The organism is Planococcus sp. A6, assembly GCF_028823615.1.
Taxonomy (GTDB): domain Bacteria; phylum Bacillota; class Bacilli; order Bacillales_A; family Planococcaceae; genus Planococcus.
In genome coordinates this window covers 1-7,417 of sequence record NZ_JAPEHT010000146.1, presented here as the reverse complement: position 1 = coordinate 7,417, position 7,417 = coordinate 1, and the positions used below count along the sequence as shown (strand labels likewise).

Below are 7,417 nucleotides of genomic sequence, written 5' to 3'. Positions count from 1 at the left end.
GGTTCATGATTATTTTTTTACAGCTTGGTCTTTCAGCGAACGGCGCAGGATTTTGCCGGTCGTATTTTTCGGCAATTCATCAAGAATCTCCATATGGCGCGGCACTTTGTATTTCGCCAAATGCTCCGCACAATATGCTTGCAGCTCCTCAATGGAAACTGCATCGTCTTTCAACACCACATAAGCGTTGACCGATTCGCCGAAGTCAGCATCCGGCAAACCGACCACTGCCGCTTCCACAATCGCTGGGTGAGCGAATAGCACTTCTTCCACTTCTCGCGGGTAGACATTATAACCGCCGACGATGATCATGTCTTTTTTGCGGTCGACGATAAAGAAATAGCCTTCTTCGTCGATCTTCGCCAAGTCCCCTGTGTACAGCCAGCCGTCTTTGATCGCGGCTTGCGTTTCTTCCGGCATTTTGTAATAGCCTTTCATGACGTTCGGACCCCGCACAATCAGCTCGCCCACTTCACCGACGGGCACTTCATCGCCGAGTTCATTGACGACTTTGTTTTCGACATTGATGATTGATGTGCCGATCGATCCCGCTTTTCGTTCGCGGTCGATCGGATTGAAACATGTGACCGGTGATGCTTCGGACAAGCCGTAGCCTTCAGAAATACGCACGTTGAATTTGTCTTCGAAATTATGCAACAACGCGACAGGCATCGCAGATCCCCCGGAAATCGCCAAGCGTACAGAAGCGAAATCCGCCGGGTCCACATCGGGCAGTTGATACATGAAGTTGAACATCGTCGGCACACCCGCAAAGACCGTCGCCTGGGACGCTTTTGTCGCTGCGAATACCTCCTGCGGCGTGAAGCGCGGAACGAGCACAATCGTCGCACCTTGCATAAGTGGTGCGTTGACGACGACCGTCAATGCGAACACGTGGAATACCGGAAGCGTCGCCACTACGCGGTCATCCTGCGTGATTTGGAGATATTCCGCGACATCGCGCGCGTTGGAATACAGGTTGCCATGGGTCAACATCGCTCCCTTTGGTTTTCCTGTCGTCCCGGATGTATAGAGAATGACGGCATTGTCATCCTGTGAAATGTCTGCAGTCCCGCCAAAAGCATCAGAAGCTGTGAGAAGTTGCGTGAAGGAACGGACTTTTCCTTTGACTGCTTCCGGCAGCTGCGCCATTTTTTCAGCAGTTGTTGGATCCGTCTCGCAAATGACATATGTTTCCACTGCTGGTAAAGCCTGATGCGCTTTTTCCACAAGCGGCAGCAAAGCGTCCAGTGCTACAACTACTTTGGCATCGCTATTATTGACGATGTAAGCGATTTCATCCGGGCTATAGATCGGGTTGACCGGGACAGCTGTCGCGCCCAGGCGCAAAGTGGCATATAGCGAAATGAGAAAATGCGGGGTGTTGCTCAAAAGAAATGCGACGTGGTCCCCTTTTTCCACACCGAGTTCCTGCAATGCACCAGCGAATTTCGATACCGATTGGTCGAATTCGCCATAAGTTGTGTCTTTGCCCATGAACGTATAAGCAATTCTTCCAGCTTCCTGTTGTGCAATTTCGTGAACACGTTCTCCCAAATTCATTGAATATCCCTCTTTCTATTGAATGAATACTCATTCATATTTACTTTATTCATTATAAAATAAATCTTCAGACAATACAACTGCCCGCCAAAAATCTCCAGTAAAAAAGCCCCCGGAATTATCCGGCGGCCCCCTCTGGTCAATAAGCTTTCAAATGAGCGATATAACGCCAGCGAATCAAGAAAAAATAAAGGATCTGCATGAGCGTGAAACCACCAAGCACGATTGCCATCTCTGACAAAATCGACAGCTCCGCAAACTCATCCCATACGACTTGAAGCGAAATGAATGCGAAAGCACTGTGAAGCAATGCAAGCGCCCACGGCAGGAAAAACAGCGGCACAAGCTGGCGGTTAACGATTTTTCCGAGTTCCCGCTCCGTCATCCCAAGACGTACCATCAATTGGTACTGCCTGCGGTCGCGCTCGAGCCCTGTATACAACTTAAAGTAAATGAAAAACACAGCCGCCACCATCAATCCGATGAACAATAACAACGCAAAGGACGATTTAAACCAGCGGTATTCGTATCCTGGATTCTCAAAATAATAATTGAGCCCAGCAAAATTTCCGCTGACCATCGCCTCGCTGATCGGATAGCGGACGTTTTCGCCGATTGACACGGTCTCTGTCCAATCCGGCACATGGAAAGCATAATAGCGAAAATCCGATGTGCCTGGCGGATAACCCATCAACGGTTCATCCACTTTGCTGAAATCTTCATTGTTCATGATAATCGTATTGGCGTTCAAGGTATGCGCCGGAAACAGCACTTGCGGGTAGGTCTGGTCGATCGTCAGCTCCACCCCGCTCTCCACCAATTCCGTCTCTGCGTAACTTTTCTGCAGCTCACGGAGCGATTCCTGTGAAAACGGCAGGAACATCGCTTCACCGGCTTGAAGCCGTGCCGGTTCATGGCCGAGCGCAACGGCGAGACGGTTGAACTCCGACAAGGACATAATGTCGACATCATTGCCGCTTGCGCTCGATGTCTGACGCTTCACTTCCAAAGGCACGAGTGTATAGGCAAGCTGCTGTTGTTCAAGCTCACGCTTCAGCTGGTCCAATTGCTGCTGTTCGAGTGTATTGCCTTCAAAAGAAACGTATATCAACCCGAGCGGATTGCTTTGCCGGAACTCTGCTGTATAGGAAGTGAACGAGGCAAGCGTACCGACCGTCAGGAAGGCGACGGTCGAGACGATGGTCACGATAAAGAACATTTGCGCGCTGTCTTTCAACTTAACCGCCGCTTCGGCAAGCGACACAAGGCGTGTTTTATGCCAATAGATGCTTCGGCGTTTCTTATACAATTGAAGAAAGGTATGGATCGAATGTGTGAAAAACAAATACGTGCCGATCGTCGCGAGTGGCGGGACGATAAAGACCATGATGTAAACGGTACGGTCGGATACCGTCGCGGCCAGGAAATACGCAATACCCAAAAGTAACAATCCGAACGCTGATAAAGCTGGCGAATACGCCGCCTCTTCTTCGGTCTTCCAGAAGCCTACCAGTAAATCGACGACGCGTTTCGTGCGGATAAAGGACACGCTGATGAGCGAGATGATGATGAACAAGCTGGCGAATGCGCCGATGGTCAAGACGAACGGCTTCCAGGAGAAATACAGCGGCAACTCCTCTAATTGCATGATTTCGCGCCCGATCATGAAAAAGAATTTCGTGAACGCGAAACCGAAGATGATCCCTGCCGCTGTCGACAGGCCGCCGAGGATCATCGTCTCGAAAAATACCAATTTATTGAGCTGCTTCTTGCTCATCCCGAGATGCATCAAGACACCGAATTCTTTCGTACGTGCCTGCAAAAACGCGCTCAAGGAATAGAACAGGAAGAACAGCGTGAAAATGTACAGCACGATTTCCGCGATGAACATGCCACGCACAGCCAATACGCGGAATCCTTCTTCTTCGAATAACGGATGGAAGATGAACATCGAATAGATGAAGAACACCATGACCGAAAAGACGCTGGCCAATAGGAAAGCTGCGTAGCTTCTCAAATTCCTGAAAACGTTACGGAAGGCGAGTTGGCGAAAGGTCATTGACGGAGCCTCCCAATAGAGATAACACGTTGAGAATCTTTTGATAGAAGGTTTGGCGGCGCTCATCCCCGTAAATTTCATTGAAGAATTCACCGTCTTTGATGAACAGCACACGGTCGCAATAGCTCGCTGCGATCGGGTCGTGCGTCACCATGATAATCGTCGTGCCTTCCTCACGGCTCAAGCCGCTCAATAGCTCGAGCACATCCTTTGAAGCTTTTGAATCGAGATTGCCGGTCGGCTCGTCCGCGAGTATAAGCGCCGGACGGTGGATAAGCGCGCGGCCGATTGCCGTGCGCTGCGCTTCCCCACCGGAAATTTCATTCGGCTTCTTATGGAGAAATGGCTGCAAATGGAGCCTTTCCGCTAATTCTTGGACGCGGCTTTCCATTTCTTTGATTGGCATGCCGTCGAGCGTCAGCGGCAGCACCAAATTCTCCTCCACCGTCAGCATTTGCAGCAAGTTGAAATCCTGGAACACAAAGCCGAGCTGGCGCCGCCGGAACAGCGGCAATTCTTCTTTATCCAACGAATGCGGATTGATGCCATTGATGAGGATGGTGCCAGAAGTCAATGAATCGATTGTTGAAATCAAGTTCAATAGCGTCGTCTTGCCGCTTCCGGAAGGGCCCATCACTGCGAGGAATTCCCCTTTTTCCACTTCGAAGCTTAATTGGTTCAACGCACGATGCGTCACTTTTCCTTCATAGACTTTGGTCACTTCATCGATTTTCACTACTGTCATGTTGATCCCCCTACATTCTGTTCCTGATAAGGAAAGACGATCGATACGGTCGTCCCTTGGCCTTTCGATGAAGTGATTTCCAGCTCATACCCGAGCCGGTTGCATACTTCCTGCGCTAGATACAGCCCCATCCCGGTCGATTCACCGCTCAGGCGCCCGTTCTCTCCTGTAAAGAAGGCTTTGGTGACGCGCGGCAAATCCGATGGCGGAATCCCGATACCTTCATCCTGCACCGATAAGGTAATAGTGCCTTCTAGGCAACTGGCCCGGATATACAGTTTCTTATTTTCTTCGAAGGTGTATTTCACTGCATTCGTCAGCAATTGGCCGATGATGAATTTCATCCATTTGCGGTCTGTCGCCACTTGATAGCGTTCTTCGATGTCGATTTCCGGATAGACGCGGCGCGAGATGAACAGGCGCTTATTTTCCGTCACCATTTCGGATACCATGCCGCGCAGCGACGCCTGCTCGATTTGCATATCCTGCTCGAATGTATCGAGGCGAGCGTTCATCAATACTGTGTCGAGCCCTGCGCGCAAGCGGTCCACTTCTTCGCGGATATTCGCTTTATCCAATTCTTCGGGTTCCTGCAATAACAGGTGCATGACCGATAGCGGCGTCTTCATCTGGTGCACCCATTGATTGATGAATTGCAAGTGGCGCGTCTGGCCCGCATAAAGCGATTGCACTTCGTATTGGTACAGGCGATACAATTTCTGCATATACAATTCCGTCTGCAACGTTTCAGCCGAACGACCTTCCCGCTGCAAAGCATGCTCCATATTCGGCGGGTCGCTCAACAGGCGCTCATAATAACGGTAGCGCATCGCAAAGCGGACACCAAGAAAGCTGGCCAGCAGCAATAAGCTGATGATGAATGAATAGACGGCTGTGTCCGTATTGCGGAATCCATCGAGCCAGTAAAGCATCAGGATGAACCCGACGAGCAAGAATTGAAATACGATAAATGCGGCATGTTCACGCAGGAATAACCGCAGCATCATTGCTCCTCCCTGCCAAGGATCAGCCGGTAGCCGGCGCCGCGCACCGTCTCAATGAAACTCTGGATGCCGTAATCCGTTAATTTCTTGCGCACGCGGGCCATATTAACATTCAAAGTATTTTCATCGACGAACGCCTGGTCATCCCATAGCTCCTCTAGCAATTGCTCACGCGTCACCACTTTCGGATACGCGGCAATCAATAGTTCTAAAATGGTGCTTTCTCTTTTCTGGAGCGGGATCTCTGTTTCCCGGCAATGCAATTCAAGCCGCTCCATATATAAAATGAGCCGTCCTGCACGAACCGTGCGCTCTTCTTGTTTTGGTGCATATTCCCCATAAGACCTTCTTAAATGGCTTCTTATTTTTGCAAGGACGATTTCGTAATGGAAAGGTTTCGTAATGAAATCGTCTCCGCCGTTTTCCAGTGCAAATACCTGGTCCATTTCGCCTGACCTGGCGGAAATGAACAAGATTGGGCAAGTTGTCTGCTGCCTCAACTGCCGGCACCAGTAATAGCCGTCATAAGAAGGCAAATTAATATCCAAAAGAATCAAATGGGGGTCGAAGGCGGTAAACTCCTCCAAGATGCGGTCGAAGTCTTTCGCAGTTTCGACTTGGTAATGATATTTGCGCAATGTATCCGATAACAGCGAAGCGATCTTCGCATCATCTTCTACAATGAATATCCGCTGTTCACCCATGTCCCTTCCCCCTTCCGTTTCTTTCTATTCTAACAAAAGAGCCTGCTCGAAAGCAGGCTCCACAGAAAATCTTAATAAATCAACTTGAGGAAATCTTCTGTCGTGATCCCCCCGAGCAGTTTCGGGATATCGATCTCTTCAATCGCTTCAGCAAGCGCTGCGCGTTCATATTTCACACCGGTCAGTGCCTGTTCGATTTCCGCTACATCGCCGACGCCGAAGAAGTCGCCGTAAATATGCGCTTCCTGGACGATGCCTTTTTCCACTTGAAGGCGGACATCGATGCCGCCGACAGGGAATCGGTGCGAATGCTTGATGTTGAATTTCGGCGATTTGCCGTAATTCCAGTCCCAATTAGCGTAGCGCTCTCTCGACAATTCGTGGATATTGTCCCAATCTTGGTCGGTGAGTTCCCAGAAACGGACATTTTCCTCACCTGCAAAAATTGAATGCAGCACAGCTTCACGGAATTGTCCAACCGACATGTCCTGCTCCAAAAACTCTGAAATATTCGCCACGCGGCTGCGGATCGATTTGATGCCTTTCGATTCGATCTTTTCCTTATTCACTTTCAATGCCGAGACAACTTCATCCATCTTTGTATCGAATAACAGCGTACCGTGGCTGAACATTCGGCCTCTCGTTGCAAACTGTGCATTGCCGGAAATCTTGCGTCCTTCAGCGAGAAGGTCGTTTCGCCCTGAAAGTTCGGCATTGACGCCCATATCCTGCAAAGCTTTGACGACCGGTTCTGTGAACTTGCGGAAATCACGGAAACTGTTGCCGTCGTCTTTTGTGATGAAACTGAAGTTTAAATTGCCGTGGTCATGATAGACGGCCCCTCCGCCTGAAAGCCGGCGGACGACGTGGATACCGTTCGAATCCACATAATCGGTATTGATTTCCTCTGCTGTGTTTTGGTTTTTCCCGATGATGATGGACGGTTCATTGATGTAGAACAGCAGGAACGGGTTTTGGTCGACATCCATCGTTTTCAATAAATATTCCTCGATGGCCAGGTTGATGCGCGGATCTGTTATGCCTTTATTATCTACGAAATACATGATCTCTCTCCTTTTTTACTAGTGACTATCTTTATTTTAACGGAATTTTTCAAAATAATCACGGTTAAGGGTTGACGGATCTAAACTGTTATAATACACTGTGTTTATCACTTACAGTACTATAACAAAAAGGAGCTGGTAGAAATGATTGAGAACGTAGTCGAATTCTTCAAGAACTTGCCCCCGAAACAGTGTGCCACTTGCGGAGAGAAAATCGAAGAGCAGCACGAGTGCTACGGCAATCACTGCCAGACCTGCAACGAAATCTAAATAGACAA

At 49.3% G+C, this 7,417-nt stretch carries 7 protein-coding genes; 1 reads left to right on the top strand and 6 read right to left on the bottom strand.

What is annotated here, in order from left to right; genetic code table 11:
- Nucleotides 1–9: 9 nt before the first annotated feature.
- The 6 genes from ON064_RS15970 to lplA all read right to left on the bottom strand — a co-directional run bounded on the left by ON064_RS15970 (nt 10) and on the right by lplA (nt 7,139).
- Complete coding sequence (locus tag ON064_RS15970) at nt 10–1,563, bottom strand: fatty acid--CoA ligase family protein (protein WP_274625547.1); 1,554 nt, start codon at nt 1,561–1,563, stop codon at nt 10–12.
- A gap of 139 nt (nt 1,564–1,702) precedes the next feature.
- Nucleotides 1,703–3,622: an ABC transporter permease gene (locus ON064_RS15965; protein ID WP_274625546.1), complete on the bottom strand. Its 1,920-nt coding sequence runs from the start codon at nt 3,620–3,622 to the stop codon at nt 1,703–1,705.
- The gene (locus ON064_RS15960; RefSeq protein ID WP_274625545.1) at nt 3,594–4,367 is read right to left on the bottom strand and encodes an ABC transporter ATP-binding protein; all 774 of its coding nucleotides are present in this window, start codon (nt 4,365–4,367) and stop codon (nt 3,594–3,596) included. The genes ON064_RS15965 and ON064_RS15960 overlap by 29 nt, the downstream gene beginning before the upstream one ends.
- Nucleotides 4,364–5,371: a sensor histidine kinase gene (locus ON064_RS15955; protein ID WP_407951627.1), complete on the bottom strand. Its 1,008-nt coding sequence runs from the start codon at nt 5,369–5,371 to the stop codon at nt 4,364–4,366. The genes ON064_RS15960 and ON064_RS15955 overlap by 4 nt, the downstream gene beginning before the upstream one ends.
- Nucleotides 5,371–6,075 (bottom strand): response regulator transcription factor, encoded by a 705-nt coding sequence (locus ON064_RS15950; protein WP_274625543.1) that lies wholly within the window; start codon nt 6,073–6,075, stop codon nt 5,371–5,373. The genes ON064_RS15955 and ON064_RS15950 overlap by 1 nt, the downstream gene beginning before the upstream one ends.
- A 71-nt stretch (nt 6,076–6,146) precedes the next feature.
- The gene (gene lplA, locus ON064_RS15945; protein WP_121301028.1) at nt 6,147–7,139 is read right to left on the bottom strand and encodes a lipoate--protein ligase; all 993 of its coding nucleotides are present in this window, start codon (nt 7,137–7,139) and stop codon (nt 6,147–6,149) included.
- A 144-nt stretch (nt 7,140–7,283) separates the two neighbouring features.
- On the opposite strand from lplA, the gene yhfH reads away from it, so the two are divergent.
- Complete coding sequence (yhfH, locus tag ON064_RS15940) at nt 7,284–7,409, top strand: protein YhfH (protein WP_083509120.1); 126 nt, start codon at nt 7,284–7,286, stop codon at nt 7,407–7,409.
- Nucleotides 7,410–7,417: the final 8 nt, after the last annotated feature.